This window comes from Bordetella sp. (assembly GCF_051960075.1).
GTDB lineage: Bacteria > Pseudomonadota > Gammaproteobacteria > Burkholderiales > Burkholderiaceae_B > Bordetella.
In genome coordinates this window covers 62260-83707 of the sequence record NZ_JBQCER010000048.1, presented here as the reverse complement: position 1 = coordinate 83707, position 21448 = coordinate 62260, and the positions used below count along the sequence as shown (strand labels likewise).

Annotated in this window: 21 protein-coding genes; 15 read left to right on the top strand and 6 right to left on the bottom strand. The window is 65.7% G+C overall.

Features of this window, described 5'->3' with window-relative positions:
* Positions 1 to 3: 3 nt before the first annotated feature.
* Entirely contained in the window at positions 4 to 927 is a 924-nt protein-coding gene (locus ACTHJ1_RS06510) for a LysR family transcriptional regulator (protein ID WP_440189449.1), read from the bottom strand.
* 147 nt (positions 928 to 1074) lie between these two features.
* On the opposite strand from ACTHJ1_RS06510, the gene ACTHJ1_RS06505 reads away from it, so the two are divergent.
* Positions 1075 to 2523: an MFS transporter gene (locus ACTHJ1_RS06505; RefSeq protein ID WP_440189446.1), complete on the top strand. Its 1449-nt coding sequence runs from the start codon at positions 1075 to 1077 to the stop codon at positions 2521 to 2523.
* A gap of 23 nt (positions 2524 to 2546) precedes the next feature.
* Here ACTHJ1_RS06505 and ACTHJ1_RS06500 read toward each other — a convergent pair whose 3' ends face one another.
* The 4 genes from ACTHJ1_RS06500 to ACTHJ1_RS06485 all read right to left on the bottom strand — a co-directional run bounded on the left by ACTHJ1_RS06500 (position 2547) and on the right by ACTHJ1_RS06485 (position 7692).
* Positions 2547 to 3743 carry a PLP-dependent aminotransferase family protein gene (locus tag ACTHJ1_RS06500; RefSeq protein WP_440189443.1) on the bottom strand — a complete coding sequence of 399 codons (1197 nt, stop codon included), beginning with the start codon at positions 3741 to 3743 and terminating at the stop codon, positions 2547 to 2549.
* Positions 3744 to 3808: 65 nt separating this feature from the next.
* Entirely contained in the window at positions 3809 to 4981 is a 1173-nt protein-coding gene (locus ACTHJ1_RS06495; RefSeq protein WP_440189440.1) for an NAD(P)/FAD-dependent oxidoreductase, read from the bottom strand.
* 33 nt (positions 4982 to 5014) lie between these two features.
* On the bottom strand, positions 5015 to 6514 hold the full coding sequence (gene amaB, locus ACTHJ1_RS06490; RefSeq protein ID WP_440189438.1) for an L-piperidine-6-carboxylate dehydrogenase: 1500 nt from the start codon (positions 6512 to 6514) through the stop codon (positions 5015 to 5017).
* Between the two features lie 83 nt (positions 6515 to 6597).
* Complete coding sequence (locus ACTHJ1_RS06485) at positions 6598 to 7692, bottom strand: branched-chain amino acid ABC transporter substrate-binding protein (protein WP_440189471.1); 1095 nt, start codon at positions 7690 to 7692, stop codon at positions 6598 to 6600.
* A gap of 351 nt (positions 7693 to 8043) precedes the next feature.
* On the opposite strand from ACTHJ1_RS06485, the gene ACTHJ1_RS06480 reads away from it, so the two are divergent.
* From ACTHJ1_RS06480 to ACTHJ1_RS06415, 14 genes are all read left to right on the top strand, one after another.
* Entirely contained in the window at positions 8044 to 8952 is a 909-nt protein-coding gene (locus ACTHJ1_RS06480; RefSeq protein ID WP_440189435.1) for a LysR substrate-binding domain-containing protein, read from the top strand.
* A 96-nt stretch (positions 8953 to 9048) separates the two neighbouring features.
* Positions 9049 to 9597, top strand: a complete 549-nt coding sequence (locus ACTHJ1_RS06475) for a sigma-70 family RNA polymerase sigma factor (protein WP_440189432.1) — start codon at positions 9049 to 9051, stop codon at positions 9595 to 9597.
* Complete coding sequence (locus tag ACTHJ1_RS06470) at positions 9594 to 10283, top strand: anti-sigma factor (protein ID WP_440189429.1); 690 nt, start codon at positions 9594 to 9596, stop codon at positions 10281 to 10283. The genes ACTHJ1_RS06475 and ACTHJ1_RS06470 overlap by 4 nt, the downstream gene beginning before the upstream one ends.
* Positions 10284 to 10389: 106 nt before the next feature.
* Complete coding sequence (locus ACTHJ1_RS06465; protein ID WP_440189426.1) at positions 10390 to 11259, top strand: alpha/beta hydrolase; 870 nt, start codon at positions 10390 to 10392, stop codon at positions 11257 to 11259.
* Positions 11256 to 12053 (top strand): hypothetical protein, encoded by a 798-nt coding sequence (locus ACTHJ1_RS06460; RefSeq protein WP_440189423.1) that lies wholly within the window; start codon positions 11256 to 11258, stop codon positions 12051 to 12053. Before ACTHJ1_RS06465 ends, ACTHJ1_RS06460 begins: the two co-directional genes overlap by 4 nt.
* A gap of 124 nt (positions 12054 to 12177) precedes the next feature.
* The gene (locus ACTHJ1_RS06455; protein ID WP_440189420.1) at positions 12178 to 13113 is read left to right on the top strand and encodes an acyl-CoA desaturase; all 936 of its coding nucleotides are present in this window, start codon (positions 12178 to 12180) and stop codon (positions 13111 to 13113) included.
* 2 nt (positions 13114 to 13115) lie between these two features.
* Positions 13116 to 14411, top strand: a complete 1296-nt coding sequence (locus tag ACTHJ1_RS06450) for an NAD(P)/FAD-dependent oxidoreductase (protein ID WP_440189417.1) — start codon at positions 13116 to 13118, stop codon at positions 14409 to 14411.
* A complete protein-coding gene (locus tag ACTHJ1_RS06445; RefSeq protein ID WP_440189414.1) occupies positions 14408 to 15211 on the top strand; it encodes a DUF1365 domain-containing protein in 804 nt (267 codons plus the stop codon). Before ACTHJ1_RS06450 ends, ACTHJ1_RS06445 begins: the two co-directional genes overlap by 4 nt.
* On the top strand, positions 15211 to 16518 hold the full coding sequence (locus tag ACTHJ1_RS06440) for a class I SAM-dependent methyltransferase (RefSeq protein ID WP_440189411.1): 1308 nt from the start codon (positions 15211 to 15213) through the stop codon (positions 16516 to 16518). The genes ACTHJ1_RS06445 and ACTHJ1_RS06440 overlap by 1 nt, the downstream gene beginning before the upstream one ends.
* Positions 16515 to 17069 (top strand): DUF2878 domain-containing protein, encoded by a 555-nt coding sequence (locus ACTHJ1_RS06435; protein WP_440189408.1) that lies wholly within the window; start codon positions 16515 to 16517, stop codon positions 17067 to 17069. The genes ACTHJ1_RS06440 and ACTHJ1_RS06435 overlap by 4 nt, the downstream gene beginning before the upstream one ends.
* Positions 17066 to 17860 carry a DUF1295 domain-containing protein gene (locus ACTHJ1_RS06430; protein WP_440189405.1) on the top strand — a complete coding sequence of 265 codons (795 nt, stop codon included), beginning with the start codon at positions 17066 to 17068 and terminating at the stop codon, positions 17858 to 17860. Before ACTHJ1_RS06435 ends, ACTHJ1_RS06430 begins: the two co-directional genes overlap by 4 nt.
* Complete coding sequence (locus ACTHJ1_RS06425; protein WP_440189468.1) at positions 17860 to 18963, top strand: SAM-dependent methyltransferase; 1104 nt, start codon at positions 17860 to 17862, stop codon at positions 18961 to 18963. The genes ACTHJ1_RS06430 and ACTHJ1_RS06425 overlap by 1 nt, the downstream gene beginning before the upstream one ends.
* The gene (locus ACTHJ1_RS06420) at positions 18960 to 19511 is read left to right on the top strand and encodes a lipocalin family protein (RefSeq protein ID WP_440189402.1); all 552 of its coding nucleotides are present in this window, start codon (positions 18960 to 18962) and stop codon (positions 19509 to 19511) included. The genes ACTHJ1_RS06425 and ACTHJ1_RS06420 overlap by 4 nt, the downstream gene beginning before the upstream one ends.
* Positions 19512 to 19528: 17 nt before the next feature.
* The gene (locus ACTHJ1_RS06415; RefSeq protein WP_440189399.1) at positions 19529 to 20434 is read left to right on the top strand and encodes a TIGR01777 family oxidoreductase; all 906 of its coding nucleotides are present in this window, start codon (positions 19529 to 19531) and stop codon (positions 20432 to 20434) included.
* Positions 20435 to 20444: 10 nt separating this feature from the next.
* On the opposite strand, the gene ACTHJ1_RS06410 is transcribed toward ACTHJ1_RS06415, so the two are convergent.
* Positions 20445 to 21443 carry a tripartite tricarboxylate transporter substrate binding protein gene (locus ACTHJ1_RS06410; protein ID WP_440189396.1) on the bottom strand — a complete coding sequence of 333 codons (999 nt, stop codon included), beginning with the start codon at positions 21441 to 21443 and terminating at the stop codon, positions 20445 to 20447.
* Between the last annotated feature and the right edge of the window lie 5 nt (positions 21444 to 21448).

Sequence of the window (21448 nt, the reverse complement as noted above, 5' to 3'; positions counted from 1 at the left end):
TTCTCATTGTAAGCCTTCGCGGCATATCGCCAGCACCAGTTGCCGCAGCCACTGATGCCCGGGATCGGCGCCCAGGCGGGGGTGCCACATCTGCGACACCGTGATTTTCTCGGTCTGGACCGGCAGTTCGAAGGCGAAGATGCCGTTGCGGGCCGGCTCGCCGCGCGCCGTGTGGATGCGCAGAAAAAACGACGGCACGAGCGCGACCAGGTCGCAGGCCCGCGCCACGGCCAGCGCGGCGGAAAAACTGGGGACCACGGCGGCGATGGTGCGCTTGAGCCCCAGAGCGGCCAAGGCGGCATCCACCGGGCCGTCAACGCGCCCGCGGCGCGACGTCACCACGTGGCCGTAAGCGACGTAATGCTCGGGGCTCACCTGGGCTTGCGCCTCGAGCGGATGCCCCGTCCTGGCCACACCGATGAAATGATCCCGAAAGAGCGCCTGCACCCGGACTTCGGGCCCCATCTCGCTCAGGACGCCGACCTCCAGGTCGGCTAGACCTTCGCGCAACGGCGCCGTCGTTTTCTCGGCCTTGGGAGCAAAGCGCAAACGCACGCCCGGCGCAGCCGCCGCGGCCGCCGTAATGAGCGCGGCGCCGAAAGCCTCGACAAAGCCGTCGTTGGCGCGGATCGTGAAGGTCCGCCGCAAAGCGGCAATATCCAGATCTGTCGCCGCGGGACTCAGCACGGTGCGCGCCGCACGGACCGCGTCCTGGACGCGCTGACGCAGCGCCTGTGCATGCGGGGTCGGTACCAGGCGGCGCCCCGCGCGTACCATCAGGGGGTCGCCGGTTGCCTCGCGCAGCCGCGACACGGTGCGGCTCATCGCCGAGGCGCTGAGCCCCAGGCGGCGCGCAGCGCCGGCCACGCTGCCCTCGGCCAGCAAGGCGTCGAGCGCGAAGAGCAGGTTCAAGTCGGGATCGGACATGACCGATCCTAGCATGGCCGAACATAGCGTACGGTGCACTTTATCAATGCAATTCGTGCGTCTTCCGCCATATCTCAAGGCCTTATACATTGGTGTCCATGGCAACACCGGCGGGTCTGCTGCCCGTCTACAACAAGGATTTTCAATATGGAATTGTTCACTGACAAACCGGGAGACGAGGGGCTGCCGGGCCGCGAGCGCTGCCTGGCCATGATCTCGGTCATGATCGCCACGGCCATGGCGGTGTTCGACGGCTCCATCGTCAACATCGCCCTGCCCCCGATCGCGCAGACACTGAATGTGCCGACCGGCGAGGCAGTCTGGGTGGCCAACGGCTACCTGCTGTCGGTGGCCGTTACCCTGGCGGCGTTTTCGGCGCTGGCGCGGCGCACCGGCTTTCGCTCGCAGTTCACCGCCGGGATCGCCGTGTTCACGCTCGCGTCGCTGGGCTGTGCACTGTCGACTTCGCTGCCGTGGCTGATCGCGATGCGCGTGCTGCAAGGCATCGGCGGCGCCGCGACGCTGAGCATCGCGCCCGCCATCCATCGCTCGATTTTCCCGACCCGATTGCTGGGGCGGATACTCGGCCTGAACGCGCTGCTCGTGGCAACGAGCTCGGCCGTCGCGCCGCTGCTGGGCGGAACCCTGCTGGCGGCCCTGAGCTGGCAATGGCTGTTCGCGATCAACGTTCCGCTGGGCATCGTCGGCACGATCCTGGCGCGGCGCGCCATTCCCAAGGCCCGCGTACGCGGCCTGCCTTTCGACGTCGCCGGCGCCCTGCTGTCGGCCATCGCCATGGCTGCGCTGATCATGGCCGCCGACCGCTGCGCGCAACTCGGCCATGGCGGCCGGGCCTATGTTCCGCTGGCCTATGCGGCCATCGCCGTCGCGGCAGGCATGGCCTTTGTGCGCCGCCAACGCCGCGCTCCCGAACCGCTGCTGCCGCTGGATATCTTCGCGTCCACGCGTTTTTCCATGGCGGCGTTGACGTCCATGGCCTCGTTCGTCGGCCAGGGCATCGCTTTCATCTCGCTGCCCATTCTGCTGGAAAGCGCCTACGGCTACAGCCCCTTTGCATCGGCGCTGCTCTTTACGCCCTGGCCCGTCGCCATCGTCTTCGTAGCGCCTTATGCCGGGCGGCTGGCCGATCGGCACAAGCCGGCCACGCTCGCCACGGCAGGCCTGCTCCTCTTCGCAGCCGGCCTCGCGCTCCTGGCGCTGCTGCCCTACGACGCGCCCATTTGGGATATCGCCTGGCGCGAGCTGGTGTGCGGCGCAGGCTTCGGCTTTTTCCAAAGCCCCAACAACCGCGAAATGCTGGCCAACGTGTCGCGCGAGCGCAGCAGCAATGCCTCGGGGGTATTGGCGATCGCGCGCACCTTCGGGCAATGCCTGGGAACGGCCCTGGTCGGAGTCATTCTGTCGGCATATGCAGCGCGCGTCACGGCCGGCGGCGGCAAGTTCGAGGGCCTCGCGCTGGCCCACGCGATCGAATGGACGCTCTGGCTGGCGACGGCCGCGACGGTCGCGGCACTGATCGTCAGCTCGCGCCGGCTGGGAGGCCGCCAGGCCGCGCCGGGACAACAGCCTTCGTAATGTGCCGGCGCCCGCGTGCAGGCCTAGGCGATCAGCGCCTCGCAGGCCTGTTTCAGGCGCCGGGCGCCTTCTTCGATGGCCTCGACGTCGGGCGCCGCGAATGAGAGCCGCAGAGCGGACGTGTCGGGCTGGTCCGCGAAAAACGCCTTCCCGGGCACGAAAATCACCTTGCGTTCGATGGCGCGCTTGAGCAGGTCGTCGGCGTCCACGCCCGGCATGCGCGCCCAGACGAACATGCCGCCCTCGGGCTGGTGAAACGCGATGGCATCGCCCAGCCCTGCGCGCAACGCCCGGCACAGCGCGCCGTTCTTGGCGCCGTAAGCCGCCGTGATGCGCGGCAGATGCCGCGCCAGCGACCCGTCCGCCAGGTATTCGGCGGCGATGGCCTGGGACCACGGCGTGGTGCACAGATCGACAGTCTGTTTGGCGACGACGCAGCGGCGCGCGATTTCCGCGGGCGCCACCGTCCAGCCGATACGCAGGCCAGGCGCGACGACCTTGGACAAGCTGGAGAAATGCACGACCCACTCGCGCGAACCGTCGACCTGATCGCTGAGCGCGAGTATCGAGGGAACCGCCTGCCCCGCGAATCTCAGGTCGCCGTAGGGGTCGTCTTCGACGATGAGGAACTTGTACTTGACGGCGAGCCGCAGCAGTTCGATGCGACGCTCGCGCGTCAGCGTCGCGCCGGTGGGATTGGCGAAAGTCGGCACCGTATACAGCAGCTTGGGTCGCGCCACGACGCCCGAGGCCAGCAGACTCGCGAGCCTGCCGACGTCCAGGCCGTCGCCGTCGACCGGCACGGTGACGACGCGGGCCTGCTGCAGTCTCAATGCCTGCAGCGTCGCCGGATAGGCCGGCTGCTCGGTGAGCACCACGTCGTCGGGATCGACCAGCACGCGCAGCAGCAGGTCCAGGCCTTGCTGCGAACCCGTCGTGACGAGCATTTCTTCGGGCCGGCAAGGCGCGCCGCGCATGGCCATCAACGCGATGAGCTGCGTCTTGAGCTTGGGCAGCCCGTCGGTGGGACCGTATTGCAGGCAGAGGATCGAATCCTGGTAGGCGCGCGCCTGCGCGGCCCGCAACCCGTCGATGTCGAACAGGTCGCTCGCGGGATAGCCGCCCGCGAAGGAGATCATCCCAGGCTCGCTCAGATACTTGAACAACTCGCGTATGGGCGAGCCCGCGGGATTTTGAAAAGGCGCTGTGTATGCGTACATGTCATCGTCGGCCCGGCCGGGGCCGCAGGTAAGCCGCAGAGGGAAACCACTGCGGCAAGTCTTCACTACACGACGTTTTTCTCGACAATGGGACGGTTGTTCAGCACCCGGTCCCAATTGAGCGAAGACAGATCCAACGTCGTGTATCGGCCGTTGAGAATGAGCTCGCTCACTCCGCGCCCCGTCGCCGGCCCTTGCTGCAGGCCATGGCCGCTGAAACCGTTGGCGAAGATGCAGTTGTCGATGTCCGGGTGATGGCCGATGATGGCATTGTGATCGAACACGTTGTACTCGTAGTAGCCAGACCAGCAGTTCTCGACGCGCAGCGCCTCGAACTGCGGCACGCGATGCGCCAGGGTCGGCCAGATCACCTCGTCGAACAGGTCGTGATCGACTTCGTCCAGCGGCAGGTCGTCCGGATCGTTGTCGGGGCTGGGCGACGTGCCGGTGATGTATGTCTTGCCCTCAGGTCGGAAGTACACGCCCGTCGGATCGATGAGCAGCGGACTGTTGGTCAGCCGCGCCGGCGAGGACACGTTGAAAATGCTGCGGCGGCGCGCATAGACGGGGATGTCGATGCCCATCATCGCGGCGATGCGCCGCGCCCACGCGCCTGTGGCATTGACCAGCGTATCGCAGGCGTAGCGCTCGCCGTTGCCGGCCTGCACGTGCGTGATTTTGCGGCCGTCGCGCTCGATGCCGGTCACCTCGGCTGCGACATAGCGCGCGCCCAGCGCCTGCGCCTTCTTGCGCAGCGCCTGCACCAGGCCATAACCGTCGAACCAGCCTTCGCCGCTGACCCCGTAGGCCCCCGCGGCAAGATCGTCGACGTTCAGCCAATGAAACTTTGCCTGCAGGGCATGGGGCGCGTGCAGCGCGTTGTTCGCGCCAAGGCGGGTCTGCAGCGCATGATTCTCGCGCAGCGTAGCCTCGCCGCCGGGGGTGGCCAGGAAAAGATAGCCGCCCTCGTGCAAGTCGATGGACGGCTTGTGACCGTCGACCTCGAGCCGGTCGCCGATGTGGCGCAGAAAGTCGATGCCGAAAAGCGACATCTGAATCGACAGCGGGGTCGAAAACTGCTGGCGGATGGACGCGGCCGACAGTGCCGACGATGACTTCGCGTAGGTCGGATCGCGCTCGATGACGGTGACGGAAACGGTCGGATCCGACGCGCGCAGGAAATAGGCAATCGAACTGCCTATCACCCCGCCGCCGGCGATAACAACGTGAGAGCTCACAGCAAGTGCTCCAGAGGGCGATGAACGAACGCGTCAGCCGACGTTGAAATCGATGCCCTGCGCCAGCGGCAACGCCGAGGAGTAGTTCACCGTATTGGTCGCGCGCCGCATGTAGGCCTTCCAGGCATCGGAGCCGGACTCGCGGCCGCCGCCGGTTTCTTTCTCGCCGCCGAACGCGCCGCCGATTTCGGCGCCGCTCGGGCCGAGGTTGACGTTGGCGATGCCGCAGTCGCTGCCCGACGCCGACAGGAACCGCTCGCTTTCGCGCATGTCGGTGGTGAAGACGCACGAAGACAGCCCATGATGCGCCGCGTTGTTCGCCTCGATCGCTTCGTCGAACTTGCCGTACTTGAGCACGTACAGAATGGGCGCGAACGTTTCGGTCAGCACGATCTCGGTTTGCTCAGGCATCTCGACGATGGCCGGGCGCACGTAGAAACCCTTCTCGTTGCCCGCGACCACGTGGCGTTCGCCGCCGAAGACCTTGCCGCCCTCTTTCCTGGCCTGCTCGAGCGCGGCCTGCATGCGGTGGAACGACGCTTCGTCGATGAGCGGGCCCATCAGCGTGCCCTGCTCCAGCGGATTGCCGATCTTGACCTTGCCGTAGAGCGCCTTGAGCCGTTCGACGGTCTTGTCGTAGATGCTTTCGTGCACGAACAGGCGGCGCAGCGTCGTGCAGCGCTGGCCCGCGGTGCCCACCGCCGAGAACAGAATGCCGCGCAGGGTCAGTTCCATGTCGGCCGTGTTCGACACGATGCCCGCGTTGTTGCCGCCCAGTTCCAGCAGGGAACGGCCGAAGCGGCGTGCAACTTCAACGCCGACCGCGCGGCCCATTTCGGTGCTGCCGGTGGCGCTGACGATGCTCGAGCGCCGGTCGGAAACCAGCTTGGCGCCGACCTCGCGTCCGCCGATGACCACGCTGGTGAGGCCCTCGGGCGCATCGCCGAATTCTTTGAGCGCTTCCTGCAAAATGTGGTCGACGGCCAACGCGGTCAAGGTCGCCTTCTCGGAAGGCTTCCATATCACGGCGTTGCCGCACACCAGGGCCAGCGCGGCGTTCCAGGACCAGACCGCGGCCGGAAAGTTGAACGCCGAGATCACCGTGCACACGCCCATGGGGTGCCAGGTTTCGGCCATGCGGTGGCCGGGACGTTCGGAGGCAATGGTCAGACCGTAGAGCTGACGCGAAAGACCGACCGCAAAGTCGCAGATATCGATCATTTCCTGCACTTCGCCCAGGCCTTCCTGGAGGATCTTGCCGGTCTCCAGGGTGATGATGCTGCCCAGCGCGGCCTTGCGCTCGCGCAGCTTGTTGCCCAGCAGGCGGACCAGCTCTCCGCGACGCGGCGCCGGCACGTTGCGCCAGGCCTTGAACGCCTCTTGGGCTTTGGCCAGCGCGGCGTCGGCCTGATCGACCGACTGGCTGGCGACGCGGCCGATGAGTTCGCCGTCGATGGGCGAATGGACGGCAATGTCGCCCGCCTGAGCGAGCTGGGAAATGCCGAGTTCAGAGAGAATGGTTGCTGCTTTCACGGTAAAACCTCGTAAATATCATTGATTTGAAGCGAGACGCCCGCCGGTCGGGCGGGCGCCTTGTACTGCCTTGTGCGAAAAGATTACTCGCCCGTCTTGGTGGTCACGGTCACCCAGTTGCCGTTCTTGACTTGATACAAGGTCGAGCTCGAGTTCTTCAGATCGCCTTCTTTGTTGAAGGCGATATGGCCCGTGATGCCGTCATAGTCGCTCGCCTTGAGCGCGGCGTTGAACTTGGCCGGATCGGTGGAGTTGGCCTTTTCCATGGCGTTGATGCCCAGCCAGGCCGCATCGTAGGCGAACTGGGCATAGGCCAGCACGTCCTTGCCGAACTTCTGCTTGAACCTCGCCTCGAAACCCTTGCCCTTGGGCAGGATGTCCAGGGGCTGGCCGTACTCCCAGGCCTGAGCGCCCTCGGCATCGGCGCCGGCGATCTTGATGAAATCGGCATCCTTGACGCCGCCGCCGCCGACGAACTGGGCCTTGATGCCCAGCTGGTGCATGCGCTTGACCACCTGCGCCGCCTGCGCGTCCAGGCCGCCGAAGAAGATCAGATCGGGTTTATGGCTCTTGATGGCGGTCAGCTGCGCCGAAAAATCCACCGCCTTGTCGTTGGTGAACTCGCGGTCGACGATCTGCGCGCCGTGCGCCTTGGCCGCCTTGATGAACTCGTCGGCTTCGCCCTGGCCGAAAGCCGTACGGTCGTCCATGACGGCGATGCGCTTGGCCTTGGTGACCGTGACGGCGTAAACGCCGGCATTGCCCGCATTTTGCGCATCGGTGGCGATGATGCGGTAAATGGTGTTGAAGCCGGACTGGGTGATGACAGGATTGGTGGCCGACGGGGTGATCATGGGAATGCCGGCCTTGGCATAGATCGGCGCCGCCGGGATCGTGGTGCCGGAGTTGAAGTGGCCGACCACGAACGCGACCTTGTCGTCCACCAGCTTCTGCGCCGCCTGGACGCCGATGCGGGGATCGGCCTGATCGTCTTGCGAGTCGATGACGAACTTGACCTTCTGGCCGCCGATGGTCGGATTGGTCGCGTTGGCTTCGTCTAGAGCCAGTTGGACGCCGTTCTCGATGTCTTTGCCGTAGGCGGCATTGCCGCCCGTGAGCGGACTGGCCACGCCGACCTTCACCTCTACCTGCGCATACGCGGAACTTGCCGCCAGCATGAGGGACACGGCAAGAAAGACGGGACGAGGGGAAATGCGAAAACGAGAAACCATGGTGGAGATTCCTTTGTCATCTATCGTAGACACAGCGCGCCAGCTCCACCGCAGCGGATTCCGGCGCGCGCTGATCGTCTCCCCGCGGCGGATCGCGACGAGGATGTAGAACGATTGTGGGTAGGCGATAGACCCGCATCAACCGATATCTATGCACAACCTGATGAGTTTTCGTCATCATGCCTATAAAATCGAGCAAATTCAGGGGCTCTGTCCCGCCGCGTCAGGCATTGGGAGATACCCCAATGCCTGCCTGACGGATTCAAATCGGCCTATCGACGCTATGACGGACGCATCATGAGGAAATTCAAAATCCCCAACATGGGGGCCCTGATGGCGTTCGAGGCCGCTGCGCGCCACGAGAGTTTCACTCACGCCGCCAAGGAATTGTTTCTCACCGAAAGCGCCGTCTCGCGGCAGATCGCGACGCTGGAATCGAACCTGGGCGTACGGCTGTTCGTGCGCGCCAAACAGCGCGTCGTCCTCACCCGCGCAGGGCGACTTTACGGCACTCAGGTGCGGCGCACGCTCGAGGCGCTCGACCGCGACACGCTGTCGATCATCGCCCACGGCAGCAGCGGCGGCTATCTGGAGCTCGCCGTCCTGCCGGCCTTCGCCTCGCAATGGCTCATCCCCCGGATGAAAGACTTCAACGATCGCACACCCGACGTGCGGGTCAACATGGGCATCCGCACGAGCATGTTTTCGTTCGAAGAGTCGCATTTCGATGCGGCCATCCATTACGGCAAGCCGACCTGGCCGGGAACGTCGTCCGATTATCTCTTCGGCGAGGAGGTCGTACCCATCTGCTCGCCCTCGTTGCTGGACAGCCCCATCAAGAAAGCCCGCGACCTGCTGGACTATCCCTTGCTGCATTCGACGACCCGCCCCAACGGGTGGTCCGCCTGGTTCGCCCACCACGGCGTCGAAGACAACGCCACGATGCACGGCGTGCGCTACGAGCTGCACACCATGCTCATCGCCGGTGCGGCCGCCGGCCTGGGCATCGCCCTGGTGCCGAAGTTCTTCGTGGACGGCCAATTGGAGCAGTTGGGCATCATGATTCCTTTCGAGGCCAGCCCTCCCGTCGATTCGGCCTACTACCTCGTCTACCCGACGGAGCTGAGCCACGGCAAACCGCTGGAGCGCTTTCGTGCCTGGCTGCTCGCGCAGGCTGACGCGTACAACACCGCGATCGGACGATGAGACTTTCCGCAACGGCGCCGAGTGGGGCAAACTACGGCAGCACGCCAGGAATGCGGCCCGCGAGGCCCTCCACATTAGCCAGACCAGGAATCTTCAATGCCCGACAACCCTAGGCGCCTGGACGAACTGATTCTGCAATGCGCTCAACGGCGAGAAACGGCGCTTGAAGAACTGTATCGACTCAGCGCCCCGCATCTATTTGCACTCGCCGTCCGTATATTGAGACGTAAAGATTTGGCCGAAGAAGTGCTGCAGGAGAGTTTCCTCAGCATCTGGCGCAATGCCGGCCGCTTTTCGGCCGAGCAGAGCCAGGCCATGACTTGGATGACACATATCGTTCGCAACCGATGTATCGACCTGCTGCGCCGTCCGGACTGCGAACGGCCCGATCCGGACGGCGTGATTCTGGATTCCTGGGCCGACGAGGCCGCGGGCCCCATGGAGCGCCTGCGCAGCCGCCAGGACGGCAAGCGGCTGGCAGACTGCATGGCGCAGCTGGAGTCCAAACAGCGCATGGCGATCGCCTTGTCGTTTTTCGATGATCTGAGCCACGGCGAAATCGCGAGCCGGCTGAACTCGCCGCTGGGCACGATCAAGAGTTGGGTACGCCGGGGCATGGAACGCCTCAAGAGGTGTCTGTCATGAAAACCTACGACGATCCGCAGTTGCGCGCCAGACTGGCGGCGGATTATGCATCCGGCGCGATGCGAGGCGGTGCCCGGCGCCGTTTTGAGGGATTGATGGCCGCCGACGCATCGCTGCGTCGCCAGGTACGGTCATGGGAAGACGAACTGTACGCGCTGATCTGGGCCATGCCTGCGGTCAAGCCCCCGGAGCGCGTCTGGCGAGCCATACGTGCGCAGGTTCGCCAGCGGGCGCCCGCCCGCGCGAAAGGCTGGGCCTGGGACGGCGCCTACTTCTGGCGCCTGTGCTCGGCGACGCTGGCCGCGGTGCTGATCGCCCTGGTGGTGGTCCAGCCCACGTGGCTGAACCGCGCCCAGCCTCCCCAGCAGGTCGCGGTGCTCCAGGGCGGCCAGGGCCAGGCCTATCTGGTCATACGCAAAGATGCTTCCGGCACCCTGTACGCGACCACGCTGGAGAACCTGACCCGCATGGCGGACGGCCACGCGCTGCAGCTATGGTCGATGCCTGCGGACGGCAAGCCCGTATCGCTGGGTCTGGTGGCCGCCAACGGGGTGACCAGGCTTACTCTTCCCGAGGGCGCCGGAACACTCGCCAAGCTGGGCATCAGTCTGGAGCCGCCAGGCGGATCGCCCACCGGCCTGCCCACGGGTCCGGTTCTCATGACCGGCGACGTGCTGCTGAGCTGACTACGCCCCGGGCTGCATCCAAAACGCCCGCGCGTCCGTATAGGGGTAGAAGCACTCCCCTGTACGGACATCATGATTCTTGCCGCTATTCGTTCGAGGGTCGCGCGTGCGTAGCGCGTGGATCCGGGCCGCCCTGCGCGCGCTGGCCACGCGCTCTCCGCTCGCGCTGATCAACGGCGTCATTCCCCCCGATGCCTGCCGGGTGAGCGAAGGCATTGCCTATGGCCGCGGGCCGCGGCAGCAGTTGGACATCTACATGCCCTGGCAGGCCGCCGGCGCTCCGGTGGTGGTCTTTTTTTACGGCGGAAGCTGGCGCAGCGGCGCACGCAGCGATTACCGCTTCGTGGGCGACGCGCTCGCGTCGCGCGGCTTCGTCACGGCCGTGGCCGACTACAGTCTGTATCCGCAGGCCGCATACCCCGTCTTTCTGCAGGACTGCGCCCAGGCCGTTGCATGGACGGCCCAGCATTGCGCCGCCTACGGCGGCGATCCGGACCGGATCTACCTGGTCGGCCACAGCGCCGGCGCCTACAACGCGGCAATGATTGCCCTAGACTCGCGCTGGCTGGGCGCTCACGGCAGATCGCCCCGGATGCTGGCCGGGTGGGCGGGCATGGCGGGCCCCTACGACTTCCTGCCGATCGAGACCCGCGCCGTAAGACCGGTTTTTCACTATCCGCACACCCCCGTCGATTCTCAGCCTGTCCTGCACGCGCATGCGGGCGCGCCGCCGGCCCTGCTGATGGCGGGTTCAACCGACAAGATCGTGGACCCGCGTCGCAATACCGACGGCCTGCAACAGGCCCTGTCCGCTGCGGGCGCCCAGGTGCAGGCGATCCGTTACCGCGGGCTGGGCCACGAACTGCTCGTCGGCGCCCTCGCTCGCCCCTTGCGCTGGCGTGCCCCGGTACTGGAGGACCTATGCACCTTTCTGGGCAGTCACCAAAGGCAAAGCCAAAGGAAAGCGCAAGCATGAAAATAGGGAACTACTGCGCCGCGCTGTGGCTCGCAGCGAGCTTCGCGCCCTGTGCGAGCCCGGCGCAGGAACCCGCTGCGCAGCACTATGTGGGCATGGCCTACGCCAGCGCCGGCGACACGCTGCTCTACAGCGAAGAGCACTGGATTACCCGGAATGCCCGCGGCGAACAGCGCGTCGTGCTGTACCGATGCCCGAACGGCAACCCGTTCGCCCGCAAGCGCCTGCATGGCGGAATCGACGACCCCACGCCGGATTTCGACTTTCATGATCGCCGCGACGGCTACAGGGAAGGCGTGACCGGCGGCGACGGCGAACGCCAGGTGTACGTACAGCGCGACCGGTCGGCGCCGCGCCAGGCTGCGCCCTTGGCCGTGCCGCGCAATGCCGTCGTCGATGCCGGCTTCGATGCCTATCTGCGCGGGCGCTGGAATGCGCTCGGCGAGGGCAAGGGCACGCACATTGCGTTTCTGGTACCCAGCCGGCTGGATTATCTGCATCTGAAAATACACCCCCGCGACGGGCAGGACGGCGGTCGAGCCGTTCGAAAGTTTCGGCTGAGCCTGGATGCCTGGTATGGCTTTGCCGCCCCGTCGATCGAAGTGGTGTATTCGAAAGACGACCACCGCCTGCTTCGCTTCGCGGGCGTCAGCAATATCCGCGACGATCGGGGCCGCACGCAGCAAGTGCGCATCGAATTTCCCGCCGACAAGCAATACCCCCCACCGTCCTCGGCGCAAATCGAGCGGGCCGCCACCGAACCGCTCGTACAGCGATGCGACACCTCCAACTAAGGGTTTTCACTAGTGAATCCGGTTCGGGCCGCCGTCCGTATATGAGAGAACAAGAACACGGTTTACAGGATCTGCGATGAATACTCGCTGCGAAGAATCTAGATCGGCGGTCCCCGCAAACACAATGCGGCGGGCATCGTGGACGAATTCGCTACGGCGCTGGTTCGACACGCAGGAAGCCGACGGACAATCGGCAACGGACGATCCCGGGCACGACCAGGTGGACTGGCCCAGGGCCATTCCTTTCATCCTGATCCACGCGGGCTGCCTGGGCGTGCTGTGGGTCGGCGTGTCGCCCATCGCCGTGGCCGTGGCGCTTTCGATGTACGTCTTGCGCATGTTCTTCGTGACGGCGTTCTATCACCGCTATTTCTCGCATCGCGCGTTCCGCACGTCCCGCGCCGCCCAATTCGTCTTTGCCGTGCTGGGCGCCACGTGCGTGCAGCGCGGCCCGCTCTGGTGGGCGGCGCATCACCGCAGCCACCATGTGCACGCCGACACGCCTGCCGATCTGCATTCGCCGCGCAGCCGAGGGTTCGGGCGCAGCCACATCGGCTGGTTTCTCACCCGACGCGCCTTCGCCACGAACTGGGATCGCATCCCGGACCTGCGCGGCTATCCGGAGCTGCGCTGGCTGGATCGATACGATGTGGCCGTTCCGCTGGCCGTGCTGGGTTCGTTGTACGCAGCCGGCGCGGCGCTTGAACGGTACGCGCCCGCCTGGGGGACCAGCGGCCTGCAGATGGCGGTGTGGGGATTCTGCATCTCCACCGTCGCGGTGTATCACGCCACGTTTTGCATCAACTCGCTGGCGCATCGTTACGGCAAGGTGCGTTTCCAGACCAGGGACGACAGCCGCAACAATCTGTGGCTGGCCCTGCTGACGCTGGGTGAAGGGTGGCACAACAATCACCATTTCTATCCGGGATCCGCACGCCAGGGCTTTCGCGCCCGCGAAGTGGACCTGACCTGGTACGGGCTGTGGCTGCTGGCCAGGACCGGCCTGATCTGGGACCTGAAACCCGTTCCGGCCTGGGTGTCGGACAAGGCCAAGGACTGATCATGCGCATCGCCGTCATCGGAGCGGGCGTCGCCGGCCTGGCCAGCGCCTACCGGCTGTCCCGCGAACACCACGTCACCCTGTACGAGGCCAACGACTACCTGGGCGGGCATACCCACACCCACCCGGTCGAACAAGGGGGTCGGCACTATGCGGTCGACAGCGGGTTCATCGTTTTCAATCCGGAACGCTATCCGCTGTTCACGCAAATGCTCGATGAGCTGGACGTGCGTTCGCAGCCCACGTCGATGAGTTTTTCCGTGCAGAACGAGGCGAGCGGCCTGGAATATGGCGCCGCCAACCTGGACACCTTGTTCTGCCAGCGGCGCAATCTGGCATCGCCCCGTTTCCTGGGCATGCTCAAAGATTTGCGGCGCTTCTACCGCGAAGCGCCGGACCTGCTGCGCCTGACCGGTCCCGGACCGTCGCTGGGGGACTACCTCGCGCAAAACCGTTACGGCGATGCGTTTCGAGACGACCATCTCGTCCCGATGGCTGCCGCCCTGTGGTCCTCGCCGGCCCAGCGCGTCGCCGACTTCCCCGTCCGATACCTGGTGCAGTTCATGGCCAATCACCAGATGCTGCAAGTGGCGCGCAGGCCGCAGTGGCGGGTCGTGCAGGGAGGCTCTTCCCGTTATGTCGATGCCCTGCGCAAGCGCTGGACGGTGCGCGAGATGCCATCCCTTCCCGTCGTGGGCGTATGCCGCCGTGAAGACCATGTCGTGGTCGCGACGCGCGGCGGCCATGAGGCGTACGATCACGTGGTGATGGCTTGCCACAGCGGCCAGGCTCTGCGGCTGCTCGAAGACGCGAGCGGAGCCGAGCGGGAAATACTGAGCGCGATTCCGTACCAGGAAAACGACGTCGTGCTGCACACCGACGCGTCGCTGCTGCCGCGCAACCGCAAAGCCTGGTCGGCATGGAACGCCTATGTGCCGGCGCATCCGGCGCGGCACTGCACGGTGAGCTATTGCATGAACATCCTGCAGGGAATCGAGTCAGACCGTCCTTTCATCGTCACGCTGAACCGCAGCGAGGACATCGACCCGGCCGCCGTGCTGGCCAGGATGCATTACGAACACCCCGTCTACACGGCAGCATCCGTGGCGGCGCAGGCCCGCAAGCATGAAATATCCGGGCAGCGCCGCACGTGGTACGCCGGCGCCTATTGGGGCTGGGGATTCCACGAGGACGGCATGCGCAGCGCCATGGACGTCGTGCGCGGTTTGGAATGCATCCCGGCGCACGGATCGTCCTCACCTGCAAGATCTGCCCTTTTGGCCGAGGCGGCGGCATGAAACGGGAAACGCCGCACCCGGGTATCGTGCACAGCGCGGTCTACGAGGGCCGCGTCGCGCACGTGCGCCATGGTCCGGCGCCGCATGCGTTCGACTACCGGATCGCCCAGCTCATGCTGGACCTGGACGAAATCGACGAGGTGTTCCGGGACCGCTGGCTGTGGTCGGTCAACCGGCGCAATCTGGCCGAGTGGCGGCGCAGCGACTATTTCGGCGATAGCGCCCGGCCGCTGGCCGACGCCATACGCGAACGCGTGCGCGCATCGACTCAGGTCGATGCCGCAGGCCCCGTGCGCATGCTCACGCATTTGCGTTACGCCGGCTATATCTTCAATCCGGTGACTTTTTACTACTGCTATGCCGCCGACGGCGCGACGCTGCAGGCGATCGTGGCCGACATCACCAACACCCCATGGGCGGAACGGCACAGCTATGTGTTGCCGGTAGCCCAGGCCGAGCGTCGCGGCCGGCTGATGCGCTGGCAGTTCGACAAGAATTTTCACGTCTCGCCGTTCATGGCCATGGATCGGCGCTATGACTGGTGTCTCAGCGCGCCGGGCGACGACCTGCGGGTGCACATGCGGGTCATGAACGCCGCGGCATGCGAGTTCGACGCAGATCTGTCGATGACGCGCCATGCGCTGAACGGCAGGACCCTGGCGCGGGTGCTGTGGCGCTATCCGCTCATGACCACGCAGGTCATCGGCGCCATCTACTGGCAGGCGCTGCGACTCTGGCTCAAACGCAATCCCATCTACGACCACAAGAAGCGCGACGCATCGGAATCGGGAGTTCGATAATGACATCGGCAAGCCTTGACAAAAAATTCAGCGCGGACACCGCCGCGCCCCAATCCGCAAGCTGGCTGGACCGGGCGCTGCGCCGCCAGGTCCTGAAGAATCTGGCGGATCTGCGGAACGGCCAATTGATCATCGACGACCCGCTGGCGAGAACCGAACTGGGCGCCCGCGACGCCGCCGGGGCCGAGCTTCGCATTCACCTGCGAGTCCACGACCTGAGCTTCTACCGTACGCTGGCTTTCGGCGGCAGTGTCGGCGCGGGCGAGGCCTACGGCGACGGCGTCTGGGAATGCGACGACCTGGTCGGACTGGTGCGCCTGCTCGCGCGCAACCGGGACAGGCTCGACCGCATGGAATCGGGATTCGCGCGCTACAGCGGCCTGGCCATGCGGTGCTGGAATGCCGCCCGGCGCAACACCCGCGCCGGCAGCCGCCGCAACATTGCCGAACACTACGACCTGGGCAACGATTTCTTCGGCCTTTTTCTCTCCAGCGATCTCATGTACTCGTCGGCGGTGTGGGACGGACCCGACGACACGCTCGAACAGGCGTCCGTGCGCAAGCTGGACGCCATTTGCCGCAAACTGGACCTGCGGCCCGGCGACCATGTCGTGGAGATCGGCAGCGGCTGGGGTGGCTTCGCCCTGCACGCCGCGACACACTATGGCTGCCGGGTCACCACCACCACCATCTCGAAAGAGCAGCATGCGCTGGCGAGCGAACGAATCGCCGCGGCGGGGCTCTCGGACCGGGTGCAGGTTCTTTGCCAGGACTACCGCGACCTGCAGGGCAAGTACGACAAACTGGTCTCCATCGAAATGATCGAGGCCATCGGCGCACAATATCTGCAGACCTACTTCGCGAAAATCGGCGAGTTGCTCAAGCCCGACGGGCTGGCGCTGGTCCAGGCCATCACCATCGAGGATCATCGTTACCAGCAGGCCCTGCGCTCGGTGGATTTCATCAAGCGGCATATCTTCCCGGGCAGTTTCAGTCCCTCGGTGCAGAGCATGCTGGCGGCCAAGACGCGAGCCTCCGACATGGCGCTGGTGCATCTCGAAGACTTCGGACTGTCGTACGCGCGCACGCTGCAGGCCTGGCGCACGCGGTTTCTCGCGCAGCTGCAAGCGGTATACGCGCAAGGGTTCGATCCGCGGTTCGCGCGCATGTGGGAGTTCTATCTTGCCTATTGCGAGGGCGGCTTTCGCGAACGCTCGATCGGCGTCTCCCACCTGCTGCTGGCCCGTCCCGGCGCCCAGCCCGCTCCGTCCGGCTGGGCGGGACGCAAACCGGACACCGTCGCATGAAATTCTGGCGCAATTTCCTCGGCTACGAAATCGTCTGGTTCGCAGCCGTCATCGGCGCGAGCCGAGGCAGCGCGCTGCCGGGCCTGCTGTGTGCCGTGGTGTTCACCGCATGGCAGTTGAGCGTGTCTCACCGACGCGCGTCGGACCTGCGCCTGGTGGGCATTGCCCTGCTGTGCGGACTGATCGTCGACGGAGTGCTGTCGCATATGGGGTGGATGCATTACGCCGCCATGTCCTGGGCCGTGCCGCCGGGCGTGCCACTATGGATATTGGCGCTGTGGGTGGCCTTCGCCATGACCTTGAATCATTCGATGGTGTGGTTGCAGGGCCGTCCCGCATGGGCACTCGCCCTGGGCGCAGCCGGCGGCCCTCTGGCCTATTGGGGCGCATCGCGCAGCTGGCAAGCGGTGGTTTTCGAGGCGCCCGCCGCCCGCGCGGCGATCTGGCTGGCCGTGGGCTGGGGAATCGCCCTGCCCCTGCTCGCCGGATTGGCGGCGCGATGGCCCGCCGCCCGCGATTCGCGCGGCATGATACCGGGAGACACACGATGACGGCATGGCAACAGCTGGGCCTTTTGGCCGCCCTGGCGTGGGCGGCAATGACCGCCGCCTGGATGTGGCAGCGGCTGCATCAGAACATCGGCATTGTCGACGTGGTCTGGTCCGCCTGCCTAGGGCTGGGCGCGCTGCTGATCGCCGTCACGGGCGCCGGCGCGGTGCTGCCGCGCCTTCTGCTTGCCACGCTGGGAGGCGCCTGGGGATTGCGGCTGGAGCTGCATCTGCTGCGTCGCATGGATGAAGGCGAAGACGGCCGCTACCGGGCCCTGCGCGAGCGCTGGCAAGGCCATCAGGGAAAAATCTACGGCTTGTTCGTGTTTCAGGCCGGCCTGGTGGTGTTGTTCGCGGTCGCATTCACGCCGGTCGCCGCCAATCCGGTGTCCGCAGTCACGCCGCTGACGATCGTCGGGATAGCCATCTGGATAGCCAGCGTAGCGGGCGAGGCGCTGGCCGACCTGCAGCTGGCGCGTTTTCGCCGCGATCCGCGCAACCAGGGCCGCACATGTCGCAGCGGGCTATGGCGCTACAGCCGGCATCCCAATTATTTCTTCGAATGGTGCCACTGGTTCGCCTATGTGGCGCTGGCCGTCGGCGCCCCCGCCCAATGGATCAGCTGGCTGGGGCCGCTCGTCATGTACGTGTTCCTGCGCTGGATCAGCGGCATTCCCTATACGGAAATGCAGGCGCTGCGCACGCGCGGCGAAGACTATCGCGCCTACCAGCGTACAACCCCGATGTTTTTCCCCTGGTTTCCCAATTCCGACGACTCCGCGCGAGGCCAATGATGAATACCGCGACGATGATAGACCCCCCGTTGTCCGCCGACGTTCCCGCTCCCGGCCTGCTTGGCCTGGCGGAACGGGGCTGGCTGCCCGACGCCCTAGTGCGGTATGGCATCCGGCAACTGTGCAGGCAACGCTTGCAGGACGAGTCGGCCGGCGGCATCGGCGCCACGGCGGATCGCTACCGCGGCCTGATCCAAGACCTCAAGCGCAGTCCGCTGGCGGTGCACACGCAGGAAGCCAATGCGCAGCATTACGAATTGCCGCCCGAGTTCTTCCGCCTGTGCCTGGGCGCACGCCTGAAATACTCGGGCTGCTTCTACCCCACCGGCGCCGAAACGCTGGACGAGGCCGAGACGGCAATGCTGAAACTCTATGGCCAGCGCGCCGAACTGGCCGACGGCCAGCGCATTCTGGAACTGGGCTGCGGTTGGGGCTCCCTGACCCTCTGGATGGCGCAGCGTTTTCCCAACGCCCGCATTACCGCAGTGTCCAATTCGGCCTCGCAGCGGGAGTTCATCCTGGCCCGCTGCCGCGAACTCGGCGTCGGCAATGTCGAGGTGCTCACGCGGGACGTCAACGTGCTCGAGCTGCCCGCCGGCACGTACGACCGCTGCGTCTCGGTGGAAATGTTCGAGCACATGCGCAACTACCAGACGCTGTTGTCGCGCATCGCCGATTGGCTGGCTCCGCAGGGCAAGCTGTTCGTGCACATCTTCGCGCACCGCGACCTCATGTATCCGTTCGAGACCGGCGGTGCCGACAACTGGCTGGGCAGGCATTTCTTCACGGGAGGCATCATGCCGGCCGCCGATACCCTGCTTTGGTTCCAGCAGCGCCTGAGCATCGAGGCGCGCTGGCTGGTGGACGGCACGCATTACCAGCGCACCGCCAACCATTGGCTGGCCAATCAGGACGCGCATCGTCCCCAGGCCATGCGAGTGCTCGCCAAGGCATACGGCGACGCGTTGGCCCCGCTGTGGTTCCAGCGCTGGCGCATATTCTGGATGGCATGCGCCGAGCTGTTCGGCTATGACGGCGGCCAGCAATGGCTCGTCGCGCACTATCGCTTCGCCCGGGCGGATCTGCAGGGAGAACACGCATGAAACGCCGCACCTGGATCCACGGACTGGCCATGCTTGCTCTGGGGTGCGCCGCGCTGAGCGGCTGCTCCTCCAATCCCCCCATGCCTGCCGTGAAACACGTGGACCTGGATCGCTTCATGGGAGCCTGGTACGTGATCGCCGACATTCCCGCCTGGCCGGAGCGCAGCGCCTATAACGAGGTCGAATCGTATGCGCTGCGCCCCGACGGGCGCGTGCAGACCACGCTTCGGTTTCGCGACGGCGCCTTCGACGGCAAGGTCAAGACCATGCATCCGGTAGGCACGGTGGTGCCGCAGACAAACAACGCCAGATGGACCATGCAGTTCATCTGGCCGTTCCAGGCCGAATACGTCGTCGCCTATCTGGATCCGGACTACCGCAGCACTATCATAGGGCGGTCAAAGCGCGACTATGTCTGGATCATGGCGCGCACGCCGCAGCTCTCCGAGACCGAATACCAAAGCCTAGTGTCCGAAGTGCGCAAGCTGGGCTACGACGCCAGCCTGCTGCGCAAGGTACCGCAGCAGTGGCCTGAAGCGTCCCAGTAAGAACTCGAAGAATGATCATGAAGATTTTGCTGACCGGCGGCACAGGACTCATCGGGCGAGCCCTATGCCGCCTTTGGGCCGGGCAAGGCCATCATCTGATGGTCTGGAGCCGGCGTCCGAAAGAGGTGCCGGCACTTTGCAGCGGCGCGCACGGCTTCGCCCGGCTCGAAGACATCGGCGATTTCGACTCGCCCGATGCCGTGGTGAACCTGGCCGGCGCGCCGATCGCCGATCGCCCCTGGAGCGATGCCCGCAGACGGCTGCTGTGGGACAGCCGCGTCCGCCTGACGCGGGAATTGACGGGATGGCTAGGCTCGCTGCCCCTGCCGCCGCGGGTCTTGCTGTCCGGCTCGGCGGCGGGCTGGTACGGCGACAGAGGCGAGCAGCCGATCGACGAGACAACGCAAATCGAGCGGGGCGACACCGATTTCGGCAGCCGCTTGTGCCAGGCCTGGGAGGACGAGGCGCGGCGCGCCGAGACCTTGGACATGAGAGTGGTGCTGCTGCGAACCGCGTCCGTGCTGGCTGCCGAGGGCGGCATGCTCGCGCGCCTGCGCCTGCCGTTTCGGCTCGGCCTGGGCGGCCGGCTGGGAAGCGGCAAGCAATGGCTGCCATGGATACACCTGGACGATGCGACCGGGCTGATCGACTTCCTGCTCAAGCATGAAGATTGCCGCGGCCCCTACAACCTCTGTGCGCCCCAAGCCGTGCGCAACGCAGAATTCACGCGAGCCCTGGCAACCTCATTGCGACGCCCCGCCTGCTTGCCGGTGCCTGCGTGGGCGCTGCGCTTCGGGCTGGGCGACATGTCCAGTCTTTTGCTGGGCAGCCAGCGCCTGCTGGCGCGCCGAGCCCAAGAAGCGGGATATCGATTCCGCTTTCCCGACCTGGATGCCGCCTTGCGCGATCTGGTCGCGCCCTAGCGGGGCGTAGTCAGTCCAGCGAGATGTGCGCCTTCCTGGCCAGTTTCTGCCATTTTTCGATCTCGGCGCGCCGGAACTTGTCCAGATCTGCGGGCGAGGAGGCGATGATCTCGGCGCCCATGCCGGTCAACGCCTGGGCAACCGAGGGCGTCTTCATCGTTTCGGCCAGCGCCTTCGACAGCCGGTTCACGATGGGCGCGGGCGTTCCGGCCGGCGCGAAGACGGCGTTCCACTCGTAGCTTGCAAAGCCGGGAACGCCGGATTCCGCTATGGTCGGCAGATCGGGCATGGTGGGCGACCGCACGGTGCCGCCCACGGCGATGGCGCGCAGTTTCCCGTCTTTGATGTGCGGCCAGGCCGAGCCCAGGCTGGCGAACATCACGGGCACCTGCCCGCTCATCACGTCGATCATGGCCGGACCGCCGCCTTTGTAGGCGATGTGCTGCAGATGCGTGCCCGCCAATTGGTTGAACAGTTCGCCGGCCAGGTGCTGCGCCGAACCCGGCCCTGCCGACGCGAAGGAGATCGGCTTGCCCGGATTGGCCTTGTCCAGCTTGATGAGATCGGCGACCGTATGCACCTTGTCGAAGCCGGGCGTGACGACCAGCACGTTGGGCACGCGAATCAGCAGCGAGACCGGCGTGAAATCGGCCAGCGTATCGAAGGGCATCTTGCTGTGCAGGGCCGGATTCTGCGCATAGTTCGAGGCATCGAGCATGAGCGTGTAGCCGTCGGGCTTGGAATGCGCCACGACCGAGCCGCCTATCATGCCGCCGGCGCCGCCGCGGTTCTCGATCACGATGGGCTGGCCCAGCTTGGCCGACAGCGTGGGGGCGATGATGCGCGCGACGGCGTCGACGGTGCCCCCGGGCGGATAGGTCACGATCACGGTGATGGGATGATCGGGATAGCCGGCGTGCGCGGCGCCCGAGCCCAGCGCCAGCACGCTCAGGGCCAGAGCCGCGCAGCGGCGCATGACAGTGGAATGCAATCGGGTGAAAAAGGTCATGACAG

What these genes read in the sequence shown, in the direction of transcription:
- ACTHJ1_RS06510 (WP_440189449.1), bottom strand. Translation starts at nt 927, where the DNA reads ATGTCCGATCCCGACTTGAACCTGCTCTTCGCGCTCGACGCCTTGCTG.
- ACTHJ1_RS06505 (WP_440189446.1), top strand. Translation starts at nt 1,075, where the DNA reads ATGGAATTGTTCACTGACAAACCGGGAGACGAGGGGCTGCCGGGCCGC.
- ACTHJ1_RS06500 (WP_440189443.1), bottom strand. Translation starts at nt 3,743, where the DNA reads ATGTACGCATACACAGCGCCTTTTCAAAATCCCGCGGGCTCGCCCATA.
- ACTHJ1_RS06485 (WP_440189471.1), bottom strand. Translation starts at nt 7,692, where the DNA reads ATGCTGGCGGCAAGTTCCGCGTATGCGCAGGTAGAGGTGAAGGTCGGC.
- ACTHJ1_RS06480 (WP_440189435.1), top strand. Translation starts at nt 8,044, where the DNA reads ATGAGGAAATTCAAAATCCCCAACATGGGGGCCCTGATGGCGTTCGAG.
- ACTHJ1_RS06475 (WP_440189432.1), top strand. Translation starts at nt 9,049, where the DNA reads ATGCCCGACAACCCTAGGCGCCTGGACGAACTGATTCTGCAATGCGCT.
- ACTHJ1_RS06470 (WP_440189429.1), top strand. Translation starts at nt 9,594, where the DNA reads ATGAAAACCTACGACGATCCGCAGTTGCGCGCCAGACTGGCGGCGGAT.
- ACTHJ1_RS06460 (WP_440189423.1), top strand. Translation starts at nt 11,256, where the DNA reads ATGAAAATAGGGAACTACTGCGCCGCGCTGTGGCTCGCAGCGAGCTTC.
- ACTHJ1_RS06455 (WP_440189420.1), top strand. Translation starts at nt 12,178, where the DNA reads ATGCGGCGGGCATCGTGGACGAATTCGCTACGGCGCTGGTTCGACACG.
- ACTHJ1_RS06450 (WP_440189417.1), top strand. Translation starts at nt 13,116, where the DNA reads ATGCGCATCGCCGTCATCGGAGCGGGCGTCGCCGGCCTGGCCAGCGCC.
- ACTHJ1_RS06445 (WP_440189414.1), top strand. Translation starts at nt 14,408, where the DNA reads ATGAAACGGGAAACGCCGCACCCGGGTATCGTGCACAGCGCGGTCTAC.
- ACTHJ1_RS06440 (WP_440189411.1), top strand. Translation starts at nt 15,211, where the DNA reads ATGACATCGGCAAGCCTTGACAAAAAATTCAGCGCGGACACCGCCGCG.
- ACTHJ1_RS06435 (WP_440189408.1), top strand. Translation starts at nt 16,515, where the DNA reads ATGAAATTCTGGCGCAATTTCCTCGGCTACGAAATCGTCTGGTTCGCA.
- ACTHJ1_RS06430 (WP_440189405.1), top strand. Translation starts at nt 17,066, where the DNA reads ATGACGGCATGGCAACAGCTGGGCCTTTTGGCCGCCCTGGCGTGGGCG.
- ACTHJ1_RS06425 (WP_440189468.1), top strand. Translation starts at nt 17,860, where the DNA reads ATGAATACCGCGACGATGATAGACCCCCCGTTGTCCGCCGACGTTCCC.
- ACTHJ1_RS06420 (WP_440189402.1), top strand. Translation starts at nt 18,960, where the DNA reads ATGAAACGCCGCACCTGGATCCACGGACTGGCCATGCTTGCTCTGGGG.
- ACTHJ1_RS06415 (WP_440189399.1), top strand. Translation starts at nt 19,529, where the DNA reads ATGAAGATTTTGCTGACCGGCGGCACAGGACTCATCGGGCGAGCCCTA.
- ACTHJ1_RS06410 (WP_440189396.1), bottom strand. Translation starts at nt 21,443, where the DNA reads ATGACCTTTTTCACCCGATTGCATTCCACTGTCATGCGCCGCTGCGCG.